The sequence below is a fragment of the Picosynechococcus sp. PCC 11901 genome (assembly GCF_005577135.1).
Classification (GTDB): domain Bacteria; phylum Cyanobacteriota; class Cyanobacteriia; order Cyanobacteriales; family MRBY01; genus MRBY01.
In genome coordinates, this window is the sequence record NZ_CP040360.1 from 1,132,117 (window position 1) to 1,150,920 (window position 18,804).

The 18,804-nt window shown below is 49.1% G+C and carries 18 protein-coding genes; 9 read left to right on the top strand and 9 right to left on the bottom strand.

The features are described 5' to 3' along the window. The first annotated feature begins 28 nt into the window (after positions 1 to 28). Complete coding sequence (locus FEK30_RS06390; protein ID WP_138072438.1) at positions 29 to 1,162, top strand: amidoligase family protein; 1,134 nt, start codon at positions 29 to 31, stop codon at positions 1,160 to 1,162. Positions 1,163 to 1,197: 35 nt separating this feature from the next. On the opposite strand, the gene FEK30_RS06395 is transcribed toward FEK30_RS06390, so the two are convergent. Next, positions 1,198 to 1,755, bottom strand: coding sequence for a zinc-ribbon domain-containing protein (locus tag FEK30_RS06395; protein WP_138072440.1), 558 nt, complete (start codon positions 1,753 to 1,755; stop codon positions 1,198 to 1,200). A gap of 169 nt (positions 1,756 to 1,924) precedes the next feature. On the opposite strand from FEK30_RS06395, the gene FEK30_RS06400 reads away from it, so the two are divergent. Next, positions 1,925 to 2,710, top strand: a complete 786-nt coding sequence (locus FEK30_RS06400) for a proteasome-type protease (protein ID WP_030007082.1) — start codon at positions 1,925 to 1,927, stop codon at positions 2,708 to 2,710. 31 nt (positions 2,711 to 2,741) lie between these two features. Here FEK30_RS06400 and FEK30_RS06405 read toward each other — a convergent pair whose 3' ends face one another. From FEK30_RS06405 to FEK30_RS06435, 7 genes are all read right to left on the bottom strand, one after another. Further along, the gene (locus tag FEK30_RS06405) at positions 2,742 to 3,671 is read right to left on the bottom strand and encodes a bestrophin family protein (RefSeq protein ID WP_138072442.1); all 930 of its coding nucleotides are present in this window, start codon (positions 3,669 to 3,671) and stop codon (positions 2,742 to 2,744) included. 64 nt (positions 3,672 to 3,735) lie between these two features. After that, positions 3,736 to 4,626, bottom strand: coding sequence for a mechanosensitive ion channel family protein (locus FEK30_RS06410; RefSeq protein ID WP_065715911.1), 891 nt, complete (start codon positions 4,624 to 4,626; stop codon positions 3,736 to 3,738). A 243-nt stretch (positions 4,627 to 4,869) separates the two neighbouring features. Beyond that, complete coding sequence (locus FEK30_RS06415) at positions 4,870 to 5,754, bottom strand: transglutaminase family protein (RefSeq protein ID WP_138072444.1); 885 nt, start codon at positions 5,752 to 5,754, stop codon at positions 4,870 to 4,872. 35 nt (positions 5,755 to 5,789) lie between these two features. Beyond that, complete coding sequence (locus FEK30_RS06420) at positions 5,790 to 6,740, bottom strand: alpha-E domain-containing protein (RefSeq protein ID WP_030007086.1); 951 nt, start codon at positions 6,738 to 6,740, stop codon at positions 5,790 to 5,792. 72 nt (positions 6,741 to 6,812) lie between these two features. Then, a complete protein-coding gene (locus FEK30_RS06425; protein WP_138072446.1) occupies positions 6,813 to 8,264 on the bottom strand; it encodes a circularly permuted type 2 ATP-grasp protein in 1,452 nt (483 codons plus the stop codon). 373 nt (positions 8,265 to 8,637) lie between these two features. Next, positions 8,638 to 9,750, bottom strand: coding sequence for a sodium-dependent bicarbonate transport family permease (locus FEK30_RS06430; protein WP_138072448.1), 1,113 nt, complete (start codon positions 9,748 to 9,750; stop codon positions 8,638 to 8,640). A 362-nt stretch (positions 9,751 to 10,112) separates the two neighbouring features. After that, positions 10,113 to 10,355, bottom strand: coding sequence for a hypothetical protein (locus FEK30_RS06435; protein WP_030007089.1), 243 nt, complete (start codon positions 10,353 to 10,355; stop codon positions 10,113 to 10,115). Positions 10,356 to 11,022: 667 nt separating this feature from the next. On the opposite strand from FEK30_RS06435, the gene FEK30_RS06440 reads away from it, so the two are divergent. Both FEK30_RS06440 and FEK30_RS06445 read left to right on the top strand, forming a co-directional pair. Further along, on the top strand, positions 11,023 to 11,337 hold the full coding sequence (locus FEK30_RS06440; RefSeq protein WP_012306104.1) for a P-II family nitrogen regulator: 315 nt from the start codon (positions 11,023 to 11,025) through the stop codon (positions 11,335 to 11,337). A 369-nt stretch (positions 11,338 to 11,706) separates the two neighbouring features. Then, positions 11,707 to 12,102 (top strand): FHA domain-containing protein, encoded by a 396-nt coding sequence (locus tag FEK30_RS06445; protein WP_012306106.1) that lies wholly within the window; start codon positions 11,707 to 11,709, stop codon positions 12,100 to 12,102. 15 nt (positions 12,103 to 12,117) lie between these two features. On the opposite strand, the gene FEK30_RS06450 is transcribed toward FEK30_RS06445, so the two are convergent. Next, on the bottom strand, positions 12,118 to 12,975 hold the full coding sequence (locus FEK30_RS06450) for a TlyA family RNA methyltransferase (protein WP_138072450.1): 858 nt from the start codon (positions 12,973 to 12,975) through the stop codon (positions 12,118 to 12,120). Between the two features lie 152 nt (positions 12,976 to 13,127). Here FEK30_RS06450 and FEK30_RS06455 point away from each other — a divergent pair, with 152 nt between their 5' ends. The 5 genes from FEK30_RS06455 (at position 13,128) to FEK30_RS06475 (ending at position 18,515) form a co-directional block, all read left to right on the top strand. Beyond that, positions 13,128 to 14,732: an Hsp70 family protein gene (locus FEK30_RS06455; RefSeq protein ID WP_138072452.1), complete on the top strand. Its 1,605-nt coding sequence runs from the start codon at positions 13,128 to 13,130 to the stop codon at positions 14,730 to 14,732. Positions 14,733 to 14,817: 85 nt separating this feature from the next. Then, positions 14,818 to 16,275, top strand: a complete 1,458-nt coding sequence (locus FEK30_RS06460; protein ID WP_138073760.1) for a M16 family metallopeptidase — start codon at positions 14,818 to 14,820, stop codon at positions 16,273 to 16,275. 8 nt (positions 16,276 to 16,283) lie between these two features. Then, positions 16,284 to 17,390: a class I SAM-dependent methyltransferase gene (locus FEK30_RS06465; RefSeq protein ID WP_138072454.1), complete on the top strand. Its 1,107-nt coding sequence runs from the start codon at positions 16,284 to 16,286 to the stop codon at positions 17,388 to 17,390. Positions 17,391 to 17,560: 170 nt separating this feature from the next. Next, complete coding sequence (locus FEK30_RS06470; protein ID WP_012306111.1) at positions 17,561 to 18,193, top strand: vWA domain-containing protein; 633 nt, start codon at positions 17,561 to 17,563, stop codon at positions 18,191 to 18,193. A gap of 109 nt (positions 18,194 to 18,302) precedes the next feature. Beyond that, entirely contained in the window at positions 18,303 to 18,515 is a 213-nt protein-coding gene (locus FEK30_RS06475) for a DUF2839 domain-containing protein (RefSeq protein WP_012306112.1), read from the top strand. Positions 18,516 to 18,804: the final 289 nt, after the last annotated feature.

Consider the following 18,804-nt stretch of genomic DNA (forward strand, 5'->3'; position numbering starts at 1 on the left):
AACAGACAAGGGCCGAGGCGAAAAAATCGTGATTACTCTAGATTGGAAAATTGGCTTTGAAATTGAGTTATTGGCACCATCAGGAAGCAGTCGTCAGGAGCTAGCAGCGGCGATCGCCACTGCCCAGGGGGGGCAAGTCCATCGCTTTTTTCACCCCCAATCGGAACCCAGCAAAGTACCGGGTAAACCAGTCTTCCACAATTTAACCCTCGGCTTTGAGATCCGAGATCCCCAGCAACGGATGATCGCCCAATGTGTCGATGATCTAACGTTACAAAAAGACTTGAAGCGCCAGGCCAAACCCCAAGCAGGTTGGTATCGCATTGTCAGTGATGACGAGCGTCTGCTGCGTTTGATTGCCCGTCAGACCGAGGCTAAAGCTCCTTTAGAGACCGTGATGGCTCCTATCGGCGATTTGTTTGGCACGGTACCAGAACCGGGGCCAGGGGGGATGCGGCGGGTGAATGATCAAAGCGGGGCATCCGTGGCGATCGCCGCCCCACTACCCGGAGAACGAGAACGCCCCTGTGAATTGATTACAGCGCCCCTGGAGACAGACCACGAGCATCAATTAGAAACCCTATTATCCTTAGCGCGGCACCTAAAATTTACGGCCCCCGTTGAAGGCGCAACTCACCTTCATTTTGAGGCGACGCCCCTCCAGTCTGCTCCGGCGATCGCCAATTTAGTGAATCTGTTGTGGCGCTATGGGGATATTCTCAAAACTCTCATGGGCACGAATCCCCATTGTCGTCGCCTCGGCCCCTGGCCCGAAACCCTTTTTACTACCGTGAACCAGCCGGAATTTCGACAACTTCCCTGGCCCGCCGTCCAACAGCAACTCCATCGCCTCAAGCTGACAAAATATTGTGATTTTAATTTGGTGAACTGCATCAATGCCCTACCCCACAAAAACACGATTGAGGTGCGGATTCTCCCCGTTTGGCTAGAGACAACGCCAATTCTTCAGGCTGCTTCTTTATTTACCGCCGTTTTACATTTGGCTGCTCAGGGAGAGGCGATCGCCCCAGGCCCCCCAGAAAAATATACCCGTGCGAATGTCCAAGCTCTTTTGCAACAACTGCAATTGGATACAGAGCAAATTGATCTTTGGTTGCAACAGGTGCCCCAAGGCAAGGCCCGGAAAAAAGGTTTTCAGTAATTTCAACGATGGAACCCTTAGATTAAGCTCTATTGTTAGGACGACAAAGGCTGACCGCACTGGGTACAAAAGCGATCGCCTGCCGTGATTGCCTGACCACATTGGGCGCAAAACCGTTTTGGCTTCTGATTCGCTGCTGGTGTCGGTTGCTGCTGGGCGGGCTGATTCAGATCATCGATCCGCATCTCCATATTGCCCAGGCGCATTTCCATCGGCTTCATTTTCATTTCCATGTTGCCCATTTTGAGTGGGGGCAGGGGTTCTAAAGGAGACATTGGCTCCGGAGATTTCGCCGCCGTTTGCTCTAAAGGCAGCGATTGGGCACCCTGTAAATTGAGGGGGTGTTCACAAAGGGCGATCGCCTGGCCTTGTACAGTAATTTGCGTTGTTTTTGTCGCGCTAAAAACCGTGATCACCGTGATCCCGCCCGCTTGCATCACCGTTGGTTGTGCCGTCCAGGTGCCCGTTAGGTAACGGTTTGTACTTTGTTGTTGTTGTCCGGGGCCACTTTGGCTGAGGGTAATAACGGTATGGGAGCCTTGGTTCGCCAAATCAAGCCGTTGCCCAGAACCGAGATAACAGACGTAATTCATGGGGAAACTCCAACAATAATTTGCAAAAATAATGCTCGCGCAGCTTGGAAGATATGCGATGATTAACGTGACAGCGACTGGCTTTTGTCGTCCATATCCTGACAGGTTACGCTCGGCCAACCCAAAATTTTTTCTGTGAATCCCATCAGGTCAAACGAGGTCATCAAGATTGACGTATTGTTTAGGAATCTTAGTTCGCCAGGGTTTTATTCTCGCCGCCGATTCACGCACCAATGCGGGGGTTGATTACGTCTCATCCTATCAAAAGTTATTTGATTTTTCCTGCCCAGGGGAACGGGTGCTTATTCTCTGTACTTCGGGCAATTTATCCATTACCCAAGCCATCACCTATCAACTAGAACAGGAGATTCGCAGTGGTACGCCCCACAATCTCCATACGATTCCTAGTCTTTATGATGCTGCCCGCTACATTGGCAAAAAGACTCGCCAACTGCAACAGGAAGATCGACCTTGGCTCGAAAAGGATCACATTGATTTCCAGTGTAATTTTCTCCTCGCTGGGCAAATTGCCGGGGCACCACCGGAGCTTTTTCTCATCTACAGCCAGGGAAATTGTATTCGCGCGACCCCAGAGACCCCTTATCTACAGATTGGCGAAACGAAGTATGGCAAACCGATCTTGGATCGTACCCTTTCCTATGAGTCTTCTTTAGATGCGATCGCCAAATCAGCCCTCCTCTCCATCGACTCCACAATGCGTTCTAACCTGTCTGTGGGGCCTCCCATCGATATGATTTCCTATGCGGTCAATAGCCTCAAAATCCAGCACCGCCTGCGGTTAGAAGCCCGCGACCCCTACTTACTCAAAATTCGTCGCTATTGGGAAAATGCCCTCAAACAAGCCTCTGAAGCAATGCCAGGGGTGGAATGGAACCGGGACTTTAATCAGCAGGATCAAGATCCGGCAAGTAACGGGACAGATTTCCTTGAGTGACGCAATCGGGAGTATTGTTTGTCATCCCTAATCACGATACAGACGCTAATTCTTTCGTCTGGCCATGCAAACTAGAGACACGTTCAAGATTGCCTTCGATCACGTCACAAAGCTCGTCTAAGGGCAGATCATTAACATCAAAACCAAAGGGATTTTCTAGCTCCCGGGCGACTTCTTCAACGCCCAGTAACAGGAAGCTAACCACAGCCACAATCGGAATCGCCCACCAGGTCATCTCAGGCACCAAGCGGAACGGTAAACCAAAACAATAAATTAAAATCAAGCGCTTTAAATAGACACGATAGGTAATTGGAATTGGAGTGGTTAAAATTCTTTCGCAACCACTCACATTGTCCGTGAGATTATTCAGCATACCGGTGGTCATATTTAGCTGCGCATCCCCAAAATTTTTCAGCTTGAGTTGCTGATGTAGATAGGTGCGTAACCAAAATTGAATATCAAGGGGGCGATTTTTCGAGTCTTTCAGTTGCGCGACCTGCTCCGGCTCGACCAATGCTTCTAGTCTGTCGTTTACTTGGTCTCCCCGTAGGTGCAACTTGGTGGCGATCGCAAAAGCAAGCAGTAGATTTAAAGCCTGTTTTTTGCCCTGTATTTCTTTTTCTGTTGAGGTCGTAATCCCAATCAAAATTTCCTGGGCAAGATTACGGATATTCACAACGATCCCTCCCCATGCTTTTCGCCCTTCCCAAAAACGCTCGTAGGATGTGTTGGTGCGAAAAACGATGAGCAAACCCAGAATCAGATTGTAAATAACATTTGTGGTCAAATCTCCCAGTTTCTCAAGATAGATAGGCAAACCCTGGAGGTAGATAAATGTCAATGCCGCAGTCAAAATACAGAAAAAAAGGATGCGCGGCAAAATCATAGACAAGACAGCCCCCTTGACCTGAAAGATAGTACTGAGCCAATCGGGTTTATCCAGTTTGTCAGAGGTGATCATCGGTATCTAAAGTAATTTTTTGTGTGAGTCAACAAATTAAATATTCAGTTTTCAAATCAGCTTTCTAAGTATCATCTCCTGCAGGTAATTGGCTGGGTAAATAATCATTGTATTTATCCTGATTGTAATAATATAAAGTGCGAATGGGATAGGGAATATTAATATCAGCTGCGTCGAATACTTCTTTGATCTTAATAATTGCCAGGGTTTGGACGCGACGAACTTCTTTTTGTTTAGGCGTTGTCCAATAGCGGACAATAAAGTCAATGGAACTATCGCCAAAACTGACGAGATCAATTTCGGGGGCAGGCTGTGCTAAAACGCCATCCAAATCACAAATCGTTTGCTGTAATAAATCCTTGGCCATTGGCAGGGGCGTATTGTAATCTACCCCCACACCGAGATCAGTGCGCCGATTAGGATAAGCTGTTTTCACCATTACCGCATCAGTAAACACGCTGGCATTTGGTAGCAAGACTTTCTCACCCTGATAGGTGCGAATGCTCGTTGTGCGGATGCTGATATCTTCAATAATACCTTGGTAGTCACTGACTGCAATTTCATCACCGATGCGAAAAGGCTCCTCAACTAGTAGGATAATCCCCGCAAAAAAGTTTTTGACGATATCCTGAAATGCAAAACCAATGGCGATTGAACCCACCCCTAAAGTGGCAACGATATCCCCTAAACTCAGGCCAGGAAAAGCGACTACACAGGCAAATAAAACACCTAAAACCCACGTTCCCACATAAACGCCTTTGTCAGCCAGAATTTGTAGTGAATGATTTTTGATGGTTTTGGCGGTAACTTCTTTGGTTATTTTCTGGAAAATTTCCGAGCAATACCTTGTTAAAAATAGAATAATGATTCCAGTTAGCAAGCCAGGAATTCGTTGAATACCGATACTTAAAATGGCTTGTAGACTGTTAATAATGGTTTCTGTAATTTGGCTCATAAAATGTGTGGCTTCATTTTGTAGTGAAACTCAATCTAATTAGGAGAATAATTCAACAAAAATTTTAGGATTGGCAACAATGCCATCAGTACTGAGGGAAAATAAAAAGTATTCTGCTCAAGTTAACTGAACCGATTTCATGGTGAAAGCTTTCCGTAAAGCTGTCAAGTTAACGGGGTTTGGCATATAGAAATGATTCGCTAATGCCATCCTCTGGCTTAACTGATGATAGACCCTAGAGAATTATTGCGATTGTGATTGTGTTTGGGAAAAAAGCGCATCATCAACCAGACGAATATCGCAGACCAAGCTCGTCTGGGGTCTCCCCAAGGGACTCTGGATATCCCCCGATACAGGGGCCGCCCGTCGGGGATCTCCCGTTGCGGCGACGACAATATGACCATCTGTGACCGCTAAACCCAAGGTGGGATCAAAGCCACGCCAGCCACCTCCCGGCATATACACTTCTCCCCAGGCATGGAGTTCATGTTGGGTTGTGGTTTCATCGCCCCGTTGGTAGCCACTGACAAACCGTGCCGCTAGACCAGCGACTCGACAGGCCTCAACCCATAACAAGGCAAAATCACGGCAGGTACCTGTCCGCTGGCTGAGGGTGATCCCAGGAAGTTGGGGTGCCCCTTCAAGGCGATGGATATAGCGACAATCTTCATAGATGCGCTGGGTCAGTTGGCTCACAAAGAGGCCGGTATTCCCTTCTACTTGGTGCAAGAGATCCTGGGCTAACTCCACGACGCGGGGATGGGGAGTTGTGAGTTGTCGGTAGGGATAAAGTCTGAGGGCGAGGGAACTGGGGTAGTCCCAGGGACAGGCGATCGCCCAGGGAGCCGTAAGGTAATCAAAGGGATTCTGATAAACGACTTCCACCTCTGCCGTTGTGACGAACTTTAGGGACTGCACAGGTTGCGGATCAAACCAGAAGCGATCCGCCACGTTGCCATCTGGATCCAGGAGGCGGGTGTGCTGCCGGGGTAGCGGGTCAACCTCTATGTGAAACTGCCGGAGCCGTTGCTGGCCATCGGTGCGTGGACATAATTTGACACAATGACTGCCCAGTTCTACGGGATGACTATAGGTGTAGAGGGTCGAATGGGTAATCTGATAGCGCACAACACAAGCCTAAAAAAGTAAACAGTCAATTCAAACTAAACCGCCAGGGGGACAGCGATGAAATCTTCATAAATATCCTGACCAACGCGATTCAATTTACTCTGAAGATCGTCAAGAAATTCATGGAGGCCCTGGTCAAAAATTTCATCCATCGTCATGTAATCCAACGCAGAACAGAGGCGACCAAGGGAACGCTCACTAGAGCAACTCCAGCTCCCAACGGGAGTCCCGGCAATGCAATGGAGAGATTTTTGGGCTTCGAGCAACGAAAAACAAATCGACCGGGGAAACTGCGCATCCAAGATCAAAAAGGCGGCCACATTCTCTGGGGTAATCCGATGTTGGCGTTTGCGGTACATCTCGTAGGCACTGGCAGATTTGAGTAGAGCAATCCACTGCAAATTATCCAAAGGACTCCCCACATCCTGCAAGGAAGGCAAGAGGATAAAGTATTTCACATCAAGGATTCGCGCTGTTTTATCTGCCCGCTCCAGGAGACGCCCCAACTGGCCAAAGTGCCAGCCTTCATTGTGGGACATTGTCGCTTCCATAATGCCCGCAAACAGATGACTCCCCATGCGAATGGCGGGATAAAATTGATAACGCTCTTCTAGGGTCATGGGCTGACTCGCGGCCCGTTGTACTGTGTGATAAAGCTCGTTGAGCTGTTCCCACATTTCAGAAGAAATATTGGCCCGGACAGCATGGGCATTTTCCCGCGCCCGTTTGAGACAGGACACAATTGAACTGGGGTAGTTCTGATCAAAGGTTAAAAATTGCAGGACATTTTCGCTGGTGGCTTCGCCATAGGACTCGCGGAATAGAGCAGAATCTCCTGTGGTGGTGATCAGAGCTTGCCAATAGTTGGTGGTGGTTGTCGTATCTAGCAGGAGGGTTAAATTGACCTCCACAAAGCGAGCGACATTTTCGGCCCGTTCGACATAACGATTGAGCCAATAAATAGAATCAGCAACACGACTCAACATGGTGGATCTTTACTCCTCGAATTTGCTTAGGGATAGGGTGTAGTAGGGAGTTTGCAGTTTGGCGTAATTTTTTTAGGCGGCCTTGGTATTAATCACCCAGGTATCTTTGCTGCCGCCCCCTTGGGATGAGTTGACGACTAAGGAGCCTTGTTTGAGGGCGACACGGGTCAGGCCACCAGGATTAACATAGGTGCGATCGCCACCGTTGAGGATGAAAGGCCGCAGATCCACGTGACAGCCAACAAATGCGCCATCAATTAAGGTTGGCACCCGCGATAAACATAATGTGGGTTGGGCGATATATTTTCTGGGGTTAGCTTTGATATAGCCTTTAAATTGCTCCCGTTCACTAGGACTGGCATGGGGGCCGACCAACATCCCATAGCCCCCGGAGGCATCGGTGGCCTTCACCACAAGCTCGTCTAAATGGTTCAACACATGGGTTTGCTGCTGGGGATCTTCACAAAAATAAGTCTCGACATTGGGCAAAATTTGGTCTTCGCCGAGGTAGTAGCGGATCATCTGGGGAACGTAGCCGTAAACCATTTTGTCATCGGCGATCCCTGTCCCTGGGGCGTTGGCGATCGCCACCCGTCCTTGGCGGTAGACTTCCATCAGGCCCGGGACCCCAAGCACCGAATCTGAGCGAAAAACAAACGGGTCTAAAAAGTCATCGTCAATGCGCCGATAAATCACATCAATCCGTTGCAATCCCTTGGTGGTGCGCATCTGTAAATAACCATCCACCACGACCAGATCGCGCCCTTCGACCAACTCACACCCCATTTGCTGGGCGAGGTAAGAATGTTCAAAATAGGCGGAGTTGTAAATGCCCGGTGTCAGCACCACAACGCAGGGATCGGCAATGTGATCGGGGGCCAAATTCATTAACAGATTCAGCAGTTGCCCCGGATAGTCATCGACGGGTTGAATCTTTAGGGTATTAAAAAAGCTCGGAAAAAGACTTTTCATTACCCGACGATTTTCGAGAACGTAGGACACCCCGGACGGACAGCGGAGGTTATCTTCGAGGACGTACCATTGACCCTGGCGATCGCGCACCAAATCAGTACCCGTAATGTGACACCATTTGCCCTTGGGGGGTTTGAGACCGATGCAGGGTTTCAAGTAGCCCGACGCCGATTCCACCACATGGCGCGGAATCACTTGATCCTTGATAATGCGCTGTTCATTGTAAATATCGTCGAGGAAATGATTTAACGCTTCAATGCGCTGTTGTAAGCCTTTTTCGAGCCAATCCCACTCCGTCTGGGCAATAATCCGGGGAATCACATCAAAGGGAAAAATCCGCTCCGTCCCCTGGTTATCGCTGTAAACATTGAAGGTCACGCCCAACTTGAACAACATATTTTGCGCCGATTTCTGTTGTTGTTCCAGGACGTTGAGGGGGAACTTACCAATATGCTGAATCAACGCCGCTGCGGCTGGTCGTGGTATCCCCTGATCCGCAAAAAGCTCATCATAAAAATCTCCGGGGTTGTAACCTTCTAGACTATTTACCATGCCATTACCCTCGAACCTGCTGTGAAGTGGGGCCAAAGATCAAGCTACAGTTCAGGCGATCGCCAAACAGACCACTGCCTTCTGTGCTTAAATCGTCCCAGCTAGCTAGATGTATCAAGCATTGAGCGACTGAAGCTGTAACAAGTCATACAGCTACCAAAGACTTCACAAAAATCAAGCTTCTCCCCAAGGACACGATTTTCAGTCCCCCAAAACCCCATGGCGTCCTTTCTAGAGCCACTCCGCAACAAAAAAAGCCGAGGCAAAACCCCGACTTTCTAGTGTTTATTTTTTGCGATCGCCCGACGATTGACCGGAGACAATGCAGACCTTGATCGAAATTCTGGATTATTTGACGATGACCGATTTTAGATCAGCCACCCATAATTGCTTGGGCAAGGCCGATAAAAAGTGGTATGCCGATGGCGATCGCCACGGGGGTACCGATGGCCGTAGACGAACCGATGTAAGCAGAAGGATTAGCCGACGGAATCCCAGCCCGTAAAGTAGGTGGCCCAGAAATGTCTGAACTAGACGCCGCAATAATCGCTAAGAGGGCAACACCACCAGGACTGAACCCGGTAACATAGTGGGCGATCATGCCGAGACCGAAGGCAATAAATCCATGGAGTAGCGGCGCAATAAACGCATAGACAGCGTACCATTGAGCAACTTTGCGCAGTTCCCCAAGCCTAGACCAAGCTTCCATCCCCATCACCAACATCAAAATCGAAAGAAAACCACGGAAGAGGGGCTCATAGAAACTTTCAAAGACACTTTCCGGCCGAGTTAACAAACCGAGAGCAAGACCAAGCAACAATGCTGATAGGGCAGAACCCTGGAGACTTTCCTTAACAATGGGCCAAATTTCAACCCGATTAGTCGGTTTATCACGCTTTTGATCCAGATATTCCTGCCTCGTGGTGGGATAAACGGGTTCACCAGAATATTCACCAGCGGCAACGGGTTGTTTGCTGAAACTATCGGCTTCAACCTCGCGCTGCTTGCTCTTATAAAGACTGGCTACAACAATCGCTGTCACCAGGGCGGGAATATCCATAAAAGGATAAAGTGCCGCTGCCCAAGGTTCGTAGAAAACACCTTGCCCTTCCATAACCGTGATTCCAGCAGCAAGGGTCGAACCACTCACTGCCCCAAACAAGCCGGCAGTTGCCACTGCATCTACGGTCCTAATACCTGGCAGTTTCGCTAAGGTAAAACGCCCAATAAAAACGATCAGAATGCCCATGAGCACAGCAAATAACGCAGGCAAAAGCATCTCCGTGATATTGGCATTACGAATCGCAATACCGCCGCTCAAACCGACTTTGATGAGCAGCATGAAGACGATGAACTTATACACTGCATCGGGAATGGTGAGTCGACTACCGAAGGCGGCAATGACAATACCACCCATTAAAAAGCCGAGCGTTGGGGACTGCAACTGCGACCCAAATTTCGTCAAAAAATCGGACAAAAAATCCACTAATACCTCCTTCCGCTTCCTCCCATGAAGAGCGGTAATTGTGAGCTTTGAATAGTAAGGCTGCAGGGCTTCACACCTACAGCGCGGGTACGATGCGAAAATCCGTTATTGGGTTCTTATAGATTTAGCTCTATCAATACCCAAATTTCTATGTGCTTAAGTCTATCCTGAAAATCTCAATTTTTAGCATCAACTTGATACGCAATGTCAAATTTGATTCATAAGTTTTTCTTTTCTATTGTCTTCATTGCTCCTAGTTAAGGTGAATGGTGTTCAAGTAAATGGCGATCGCCTATTGTTCGTGCAACCAAGCAATCCCTTGATTTACTTCTCGCTGTATCGAGTGCCTCCAAGGGGAGAATTCAGTCCACTTGCAAAGCAGGAGACTGTTCCGGTGCAGGACTTTCTAAAGGGGGACTGTAAGGGGCAATGTTCACCCAGATAACAGAAAGCAGTAAACCAACCCCACAACCGATCAAAAACATCCAACCGTGGGAAGGCTCTAAAACGCAAAGTAAGCGGCGGTCACTACCATACACTTGCACTACCCACCCCTCATCTGCATTTAAGGTGGGTTGCGATGGTCTCGCGTCAAATTTTTTCATTGCTTTTTACTCCATGCTGTTTGTATGTATTTCCGAACAATCACGTGCCCGTTTAAAACAGAGAACGTAGCCAACAACCACCCATGCAATATCCATGGCGACTTTAAGTTGAATTTTTTAAATAGTTGAGTAAGCCCAATCCATAGAAATAAGTCTATGGATTGAGTGAATGCCATGTTTTTTAGTCTATACAATGCCGGGTCAACAAGTGGCCTTTTTTGTCAAAAATCGCCTTAAACTTGCTGAATCTTTTGATAACCTAAGCTTATGAATTGAGTCTAAATCCCTGGATCTGTGTTTGTGAATTGGGTCAAATTACAAAGCCAACATCCGTTAGAAAAATATCTGCTGTGATGAGGGTGATTCTCAAGGGCTGGCTTGTCGTTAGACGATGAATTAGGATTTGACGGGTTCCATTGCAAACAGCGTTAAAACCAGTGATTAAAAGGCGATCGCGGCGCTAAAGGGATAAGCGTTTTTTATAAAATGCTTCGATTAATCTAAATCAATCCTTTCCAATAGAGGGTATCCTTTGGCATAGACTTAAAGATATGGTTTGAGACAAAACCATAGAGTCTTGTCTTTGATTGTCGCAACCCATATTTTTAATAGAAAAGCGACAATTTTTTTCGACTCGCCATACATCACGCGTCAAGAGGAACCCCCCATGACTCAGCAAGCCATTAAGCTCGTCATCGTTACGGAAAAATTATTACTCAAAAAAATCGCCAAAATTATCGATGGTGTTGGAGCAACCGGTTACACGGTGGTGCCCGCCGGCGGTAAAGGGAGCCGCAACGTGCGCTCATCGGGACAGCCCAACGTCTCTGACACTTCCTCGAATGTAAAAATTGAGGTACTGACCGCTAGTCGAGAGATGGCTTTAAAGATTTCGGATGAGGTTGCCGCCCAGTTTTTCGATGACTATTCAGGGATCACTTACATCTGCGACGCGGAGGTACTGTACGCGCACAAATTTTAGGCTGACTTCCCAAGTGCTGAATATTGCAGAAAACCCTGTCAGTCATAGCTAATCGTTCCCTCATCAAACGTCATCACCACAATCAAGCCCTCTACAGCGACGGATAGCAGCAGTGCTCCATACAACCGTAGGGGGTTTTTTAATGTCAAGGATCAAGTGTGGTGTTTCTTCTTTGATTTTCTTGATCTCATCAGTGTTACGGACATCAAATTTTCTAAGATCATCTTGGACGAGGAAAGATAATCTAATCGGTAAGTTCGACTACCCTTAAGGGTAAAATAGGGTCAAAAGTCTTTATTTCACGAGCCGCATCTCTAAAATTTTCGTTTTTTCTAGTGCCGTGCCCCATCCGCAAACCCTTGTTAATCCGTGATTATTCTGACCTTACTTCATCCCATCCAAGCTACTCCGATGCAAAATTGGTCTTTTGAGACCGAAACTACGATCAGTATTGGCCGTTCAACCGATAATGATGTGGTTCTCTACAGTGCAGTTGTTTCTCGCCACCATGTTGAACTGCGATTGGAGGGGGAAGAGTGGTCAATTGTTAATCTCGGCACCAACGGTACTTATATAGAGGATCAACGGGTCGAGCAATGTGTGGCTAAGGATGGTCTGATTTTCCGTTTGGCAACCTCTGGGCCAAAAATTCTTGTGCGCATCCAAGGGAAACAACTCAGTGAAGGGGAAGCGGCAAGCAAGGAACAACGCTTGAAAAAGTCCTCTAACCCAGATCCGTCCCGGGAAACCTTCGCGCAATTCTAATGCGTAATCTTAAATTTATTCGGTAATATTGGCCGCCGTCGATCCGTCCGGATTCGCTGGCTTGCTGAGGGCGGCGATCGCCGTTTTGGTGAGCTGTTTTAGGGCTTCTAAATCAAGGTCAATTTGGGGAGTATTTGTACCTAACCACAGCAGATATTCCACATTTCCGGCGGGGCCAGTGATCGGCGAATAGGTCAGCCCTTGGGGGTGCCAACCGAGTTTTTGGGCGGCTTCTAGTACCGCAAAGATTGCTTGGGCCTGGGCCTGGGGATCGCGGACAACGCCATTTTTTCCTACCTGGGCGCGTCCCACTTCAAATTGGGGTTTAACCAACAGGATCACTTCCTTCGGCTCATCCAGAAGACTCCAGAGGGTAGGCAAAACCTTCGTCAGGGAAATAAAAGATAAATCCATCACCCCTAGGGTTGGTCTTTTTGTACCTTCTGAGTAGAGATCACCTGGGGTCAGATGGCGAAAATTGGTGCGCTCCCGGAGGATCAGCCGTGGATCTTGGCGGATCTTCCAGGCGACTTGGCCGTAACCCACATCAATGCCATAAACCTGTTGGGCATCGGCTTGTAAGAGGCAGTCGGTAAAGCCACCGGTAGAAATCCCGCCATCTAGACAAATGCGATCTTTGACTGTGATTTGAAAGTGGGCGATCGCCTTGGCTAGTTTTTCGCCTCCCCGGGACACAAAGGGCGGTTTCGCCTGGACTTCAATGTCCACATCCGCAGGAACCAAAGTGCCTGGTTTATCCACAATCTGCTGTTTTACTTTGACTTCTCCGGCCCGGATTACCCGTTGGGCCTGTTGCCGAGACTCGCACAGTTTACGCTCCACCAACAGGAGGTCTAATCGTTGTTTGGCCAAAGTTTTTCTTCCCCAATGCCACCGCTGCTGTTTTAGTCTACTGGGTGTCTGGTGTTTTCGGGAATGACGGGGTCAGGACGACCGGAAACCGTCGAACTCGATACAATACAAAAATTGTCCAGTTTAGCTTTCAAGAAAATCACGAAATCATTATGGCGATCGCAGTGGATTTTGGGACGAGCAATACCCTAGTGACCCGGTGGAATGCCGCCAAAGGAGCCCCAGAAATTCTCCCACTCCAGGGTCTTTCCCAACGCATTTCCCCGAATCCACCGCTGATCCCCAGCCTTTTGTACATCGAAAATGCCGCCGACCAAAAAGTCGTTATCGGTCAAGCCATTGGCGATCGCGGTTTAGATCGCGCCCCCGATCCCCGCTATTTCTGCAACTTTAAACGGGGCATTGGCACCGCAATCCAAGGTTTTTTACCGGAACTAGATGGCGAAAAAATCACCTTTGAAAAAATGGGGGAATATTTCCTCAACGGTATTTTTGCCCAACTCAAGGCCCAGGGAGAAACCCTTGATAGCCTCGTTTTAACCGTGCCAGTCGATAGTTTTGAAGCCTACCGGAGTTGGCTGAGTCGGCTTTGTGAGCAGTTGCCAGAACTCGAAAAAATTCAGCTTTTGGACGAACCCACCGCCGCCGCCTTGGGCTATGGAGCCTTGGCTGAAGATTTAAAAAGAGTTCTCGTGGTGGATTTTGGGGGAGGAACCGTAGACTTTTCCCTTGTGGATCTCAACCTGGCCCAGGGCCAAAGTAAACCGACGGGCTTTATTTTGAAGTGGGGGCGTAAATCCTTCGCCGATAGCAAAACCCAAAAGATCAAAACCGCAAAAGTGCTGGCGAAAGCAGGTAAAAATCTCGGTGGTTCCGATTTAGATAATTGGCTTTTTGAACATTTCCAGACCCAACAAAATTTGCCCCAGGATGCCCTGAGTTTACGCTTAGTTGAACGCCTGAAAATTGCCTTGTCCCAAAAGACGAAGGCAACGGAGATTTATTACAACGACCAAACCTTTGAAAGCTATGAGTTAAGCCTGGCTCGGTCGGCCTTTGAGGAGATTTTAGAAAATCAAGGCTTCCTTGCCCAACTCGATGATTTGCTGGCCCAGGTCTTGCAACAGGCCCGCCGTAACGGCGTCGGCAAAGAGGACATCGAAGCGGTGCTCCTAGTTGGAGGCACGAGCCAAATTCCCCTAGTGCAAAGCTGGTTAGAGGGTTATTTCCCCCCGGAAAAAATTAAACGGGATAATCCTTTTGGGGCGATCGCCTGGGGGGCGTTGCAGTTGGCCCAGGGGTTTGAACTCAAAGATTTTCTCTACCACAGCTACGGCATCCGCTACTGGAATCGCCGCCATAACCGCCACGATTGGCAACCGATTATTAACCAAGGCCAGCTCTACCCGATGACGGAACCGCTGGAAATCACCCTAGGGGCATCGATGGATCAACAGCCCAGCATTGAACTAATCGTTGGCGAACTGGGGGAGCAAAGCAGCGGCACGGAGGTTTATTTCGATGGCGATCGCCTCGTGACCCAACAACTAGGAGCCAACCAAACCAACGTTAAACCCCTCAATGACCGGGATGGGGCGCGCACCATTGCCAAACTGGATCCCGTGGGCTATCCCGGCACCGACCGCATTAAGTTGCAATTCCTCGTCGATGGCGATCGCACCTTGCGGGTCACCGTCGAGGATCTACTGCGCAATGTCACCCTCATTGAAAACCAAAAAGTTGCCGAGTTGAGTTAGCTGCCCATCCCCAGGACAGCCCTGCTAAAATCCATAGAAGCCCTTCAATCTCACAAAATCGATGAAAAATCCCCAACTCAAGAAGATGCGTCTCCTAGTCTCGAAATTATACCGACGCGGTTGGACTTTGTTTTTTGTCGGTTTAGTGACGGTACAACTGCTCCCCAGTCCGGCGATCGCCCTTACCCCCAAAGATTACAGTGAGTTAGAATTTCCTCCCCTACCCGAAATCACCCTCCCCGATTACGAACGCTACGAACTAGAAAACGGGATGGTGGTCTATCTCATGGAAGATCACACCCTGCCCTTGGTGGGGGGCTCCATGGTGATTCGCACTGGCTCACGCCTGGAACCCGCCGACAAAGTGGGCCTCGGCAGTATTACGGGCACTGTGATGCGCAGTGGGGGCACCCTCAAACATCCCGCTGACACCTTAAATAACATCCTTGAACAACGGGCCGCCAGCATTGAGACCAGCATTGGGGAAGCTTCTGGCAGTGCTTCTTTTAGTGCCCTCAAGGAAGATTTTGCACTCGTCTTTGATCTATTTGCCGAAGTGCTCCAGCAACCTGCTTTCCCCCAGGACAAACTCGATCTCGCGAAACGACAAACCGCCGGAGGTATTGCCCGCCGTAACGATGAACCCGATGCGATCGCCGCCCGGGAATTTGACAAACTGATTTACGGTGCCGATAGTCCCTACGCCCGCACCGTCGAATATGCCACCCTCGATAACATTGACCGGGTCGATTTATTTAACTTCTACCGCAGCTATATCCGCCCTGACCAAATGATCCTCGGCATTGTCGGTGACATCGACGTAGAAGCCACCAAAGCAAAAATTGCCGCTAAATTCGGCCCCTGGCGTAACCCCAGTCCCAGTCCTGACCTTGCTCCACCCGCTGTCACCCAACCCGCCCAAAGTGGCGCTTTCCTCGTTGATCAATCCCAACTGACCCAAAGCAGCATTTTGATCGGCCACCAGGGGGGACAATTGAGTAACCCTGATTATCCAGAACTCTCTGTGATGAATGGTGTGATTAATGGCTTTGGGGGGCGGCTTTTTAACGAAATTCGCTCCCGCCAGGGCCTCGCCTATTCTGTATATGGCGTGTGGAGTCCCCGTTATGACTACGATGGTCAATTTATCGCCGGGGGATCGACCCGTACCGAGGCGACGGTGCCCTTTATCACGGCCATGAAAGGGGAAATCAAGCGACTACAAACGGAACTGATTACCCCCGCCGAACTCGCCTATGCCAAGGATTCGATTCTGAATTCCTTTGTCTTTAATTTTGAAGATCCAGGTCAAACCCTGTCTCGCCTCATGCGCTACGAGTACTATGGCTACCCGGAAGATTTTATTTTCCAGTACCAACGGGAAGTGGAAGCAACCACCATTGAAGATGTGCAACGGGTGGCCCAAACCTACCTCAAACCGGAACAACTAACGGTGTTGGTGGTGGGCAATGCCGCCATGGATCCTCCCCTAAGCAGTCTGTTTGAGACGATTAAACCTGTTGACATCACCATCCCTGAGTAGGTGGCGTTGTGGTGCAACTGGTTGAAGAGCGGTCGATACAATTTCAGGTAGATGGGGGATTCTACCGGGCCCACAGCCGCATTGTGCGAGATTTAGGGGTATTAGCGGCGGCAGTCTATCGGCAAAATCAAGGGCAATTGCGGGTTCTAGATGGCCTATCAGCGACGGGGGTGCGATCGCTCCGATACTACCAAGAAGCCCAAGCCGATTGGGTCTGGGCCAATGAAGGAAACCCAGATCTCCTGGAGACATTGACCACGAATTTGCGGCGAATTCCCGCGGCCCAACGGTGCATTAGTGTGCTTTCCCTGCGGCAGCTTTGTTTGGAACGGTCTTTAATGGGCGATCGCTATGATCTGGTTGATTTTGATGCCTTTGGCTCTGGGTCAGCCTTCGTCCAGGATGCCCTCACCGTCACGACCCTGGGCGGATTGATGTACCTGACTAGCACCGATGGTCGAACCTACAGTGGTCGGGAACCGCAACGAGCCTTGCGACAATATGGGGCCTATGGACGATCGCATCCCGCCGTCCAGGAACAGGGCCTACGGCTCTTGCTAGGGAGCCTCGCGCAACAGGCAGCCCAGCGCAATTTCGGCATTGAGCCAATTTTTTCGTTGTTTTGGGGAGATACTTGCCGGATTATGGCCCGTTTGACCCGTAAACCTACCCTCACGGAGACAAACTACGGCTTTCTCGGCTATTGTCACCACTGCGGCACCTATGGCCTACCGACATGGCGTAAACTCTCCCAGGCGACCTGTGCCCATGACGATTTGCCCTTAACCCTCAGTGGCCCGATGTGGTTAGGCAAGCTGCACCACCCGGATTATTTACGGCAAATGTTAGCGATCGCCCAACGCTGGCACTGGCAGGATGTGGTTAAGGTTCTAGAAACGATGGCCTTAGAAAATGATTTACCCCCCTATTTTTTCCCGTTAAAAGAGATTGGTGCCCGGGCCAAAATCGATCTGCCAAAATTAGATTCGCTACTGAACAGTCTCCAGGCAGAAGGTTTCCAAGCCAGTCGCACCCACATTAATCCCCAAGCGCTAAAAACCGATGCGCCAATGGAAAAAATTAAGGCGATCGCCACCCAGTTAGGCGCATCTTAAATTGTCGTTTAACGCTGTAATCTTGAATTCAGTGTCGGGAGGATGTCACCCAAACTTTATTTGTTGTGAAATGTCCAAAAACTATTGTTACTGAGCCCGTTTTTTCTGGAGAAATTCGCTAGGCTAAAGCAGGGGGAACCCCAAAACCCCACCTGTGACGGAGAAGGCCCATGGTAGATCTTGCAGAAATTTCTTTAGTCGAAAATCGCGACTATACCCTCATCATCGATAAAAGTGGCAGTATGTACACCTGCGATCTGCCCACCTCTGACAAAACCCGCTGGGATGCAGCCCAAGACTCTACCCTTGCCCTTGCCCAAACCTGCGAAAAAATTGACCCCGATGGCATTACGGTCTACTTGTTTTCCGGGCGATTCCGGCGTTACGACAATGTCACTGCCGATAAAGTGACCCAAGTTTACGCTGAAAATGAGCCCATGGGACGGACGGACTTGGCGGCAGTTTTGCAAGATGCCCTCGATAACTATTTCCAACGGAAAGAACGAGGGGAAGCCAAACCCAACGGTGAAACATTTTTGGTGATTACCGATGGGGAGCCGGACGACAGTAAAGCCGTGATGCGGGTGATTATCGATGCCGCCAATAAAATTGAGCGGGATGAAGAAATCGGGATCTCGCTGATTCAAGTGGGCCAAGATCGTAAGGCTAAGGCCTATCTCAAAGCCCTCGATGATCAACTAGGTCAAGCTGGGGCGAAGTTTGATATTGTCGATACCATCACCATCGATGAAATGACGGCCATGTCTCTCCCGGAAGTGCTGCTGAAGGCCTTAATTGATTAAGTTGCTTTAAATTGGTTGCCATAAGGGCGATCGCCGAGGGCCACTTTGATATGATGGCGATCGCAGTACCCACAATGCAAGCCATTCAAACAGTTAGGACAAAAAAACAATGGGAGAAGCAAAGCGCCGCAAGAAATCCATGGGGGAAAACTATGGTAAAGAACAGCGCATTTACCCCTGGTTACCCCTCACCAAAACCCAAGCAGAACAAGCTTATAATCTGACCACCAAAGGTGCCTGGATTGGCATTGGTCTCATGGTTGTACTGTGGCTTACCGTGCGAATTATTGGCCCTGGCTTCGGTTGGTGGGCCGTTGACTAAAAGCAAAGGACGCTTTACAACATCCGTTCTCCAGAACATTTCGACATCTTTCGCTAAAGAAATTCATAAGTCCTGATAATGTCATGTTCTATTAACGATTCTTTTGCATGATTATGAGGACAGACTGCAAAATAGCAGTACAACGGTGGGCCGTAGCAGTACAGAAATTTTCACCATTGACCATTAACTAAAATCATTGACTGAATCATGCGCGTTGTCAGACTACGGGAACGTCCCTACCACTGCAATGCTACAAACCCGCGACCCTCGTTTATTTTGTTAGGAGTGA

Coding starts and splice junctions, on each gene's coding strand:
- FEK30_RS06440 (WP_012306104.1), top strand. CDS start 11,023: ATGACTCAGCAAGCCATTAAGCTCGTCATCGTTACGGAAAAATTATTA.
- FEK30_RS06395 (WP_138072440.1), bottom strand. CDS start 1,755: ATGAATTACGTCTGTTATCTCGGTTCTGGGCAACGGCTTGATTTGGCG.
- FEK30_RS06475 (WP_012306112.1), top strand. CDS start 18,303: ATGGGAGAAGCAAAGCGCCGCAAGAAATCCATGGGGGAAAACTATGGT.
- FEK30_RS06405 (WP_138072442.1), bottom strand. CDS start 3,671: ATGATCACCTCTGACAAACTGGATAAACCCGATTGGCTCAGTACTATC.
- FEK30_RS06410 (WP_065715911.1), bottom strand. CDS start 4,626: ATGAGCCAAATTACAGAAACCATTATTAACAGTCTACAAGCCATTTTA.
- FEK30_RS06435 (WP_030007089.1), bottom strand. CDS start 10,355: ATGAAAAAATTTGACGCGAGACCATCGCAACCCACCTTAAATGCAGAT.
- FEK30_RS06425 (WP_138072446.1), bottom strand. CDS start 8,264: ATGGTAAATAGTCTAGAAGGTTACAACCCCGGAGATTTTTATGATGAG.
- FEK30_RS06470 (WP_012306111.1), top strand. CDS start 17,561: ATGGTAGATCTTGCAGAAATTTCTTTAGTCGAAAATCGCGACTATACC.
- FEK30_RS06420 (WP_030007086.1), bottom strand. CDS start 6,740: ATGTTGAGTCGTGTTGCTGATTCTATTTATTGGCTCAATCGTTATGTC.
- FEK30_RS06455 (WP_138072452.1), top strand. CDS start 13,128: ATGGCGATCGCAGTGGATTTTGGGACGAGCAATACCCTAGTGACCCGG.
- FEK30_RS06460 (WP_138073760.1), top strand. CDS start 14,818: ATGCGTCTCCTAGTCTCGAAATTATACCGACGCGGTTGGACTTTGTTT.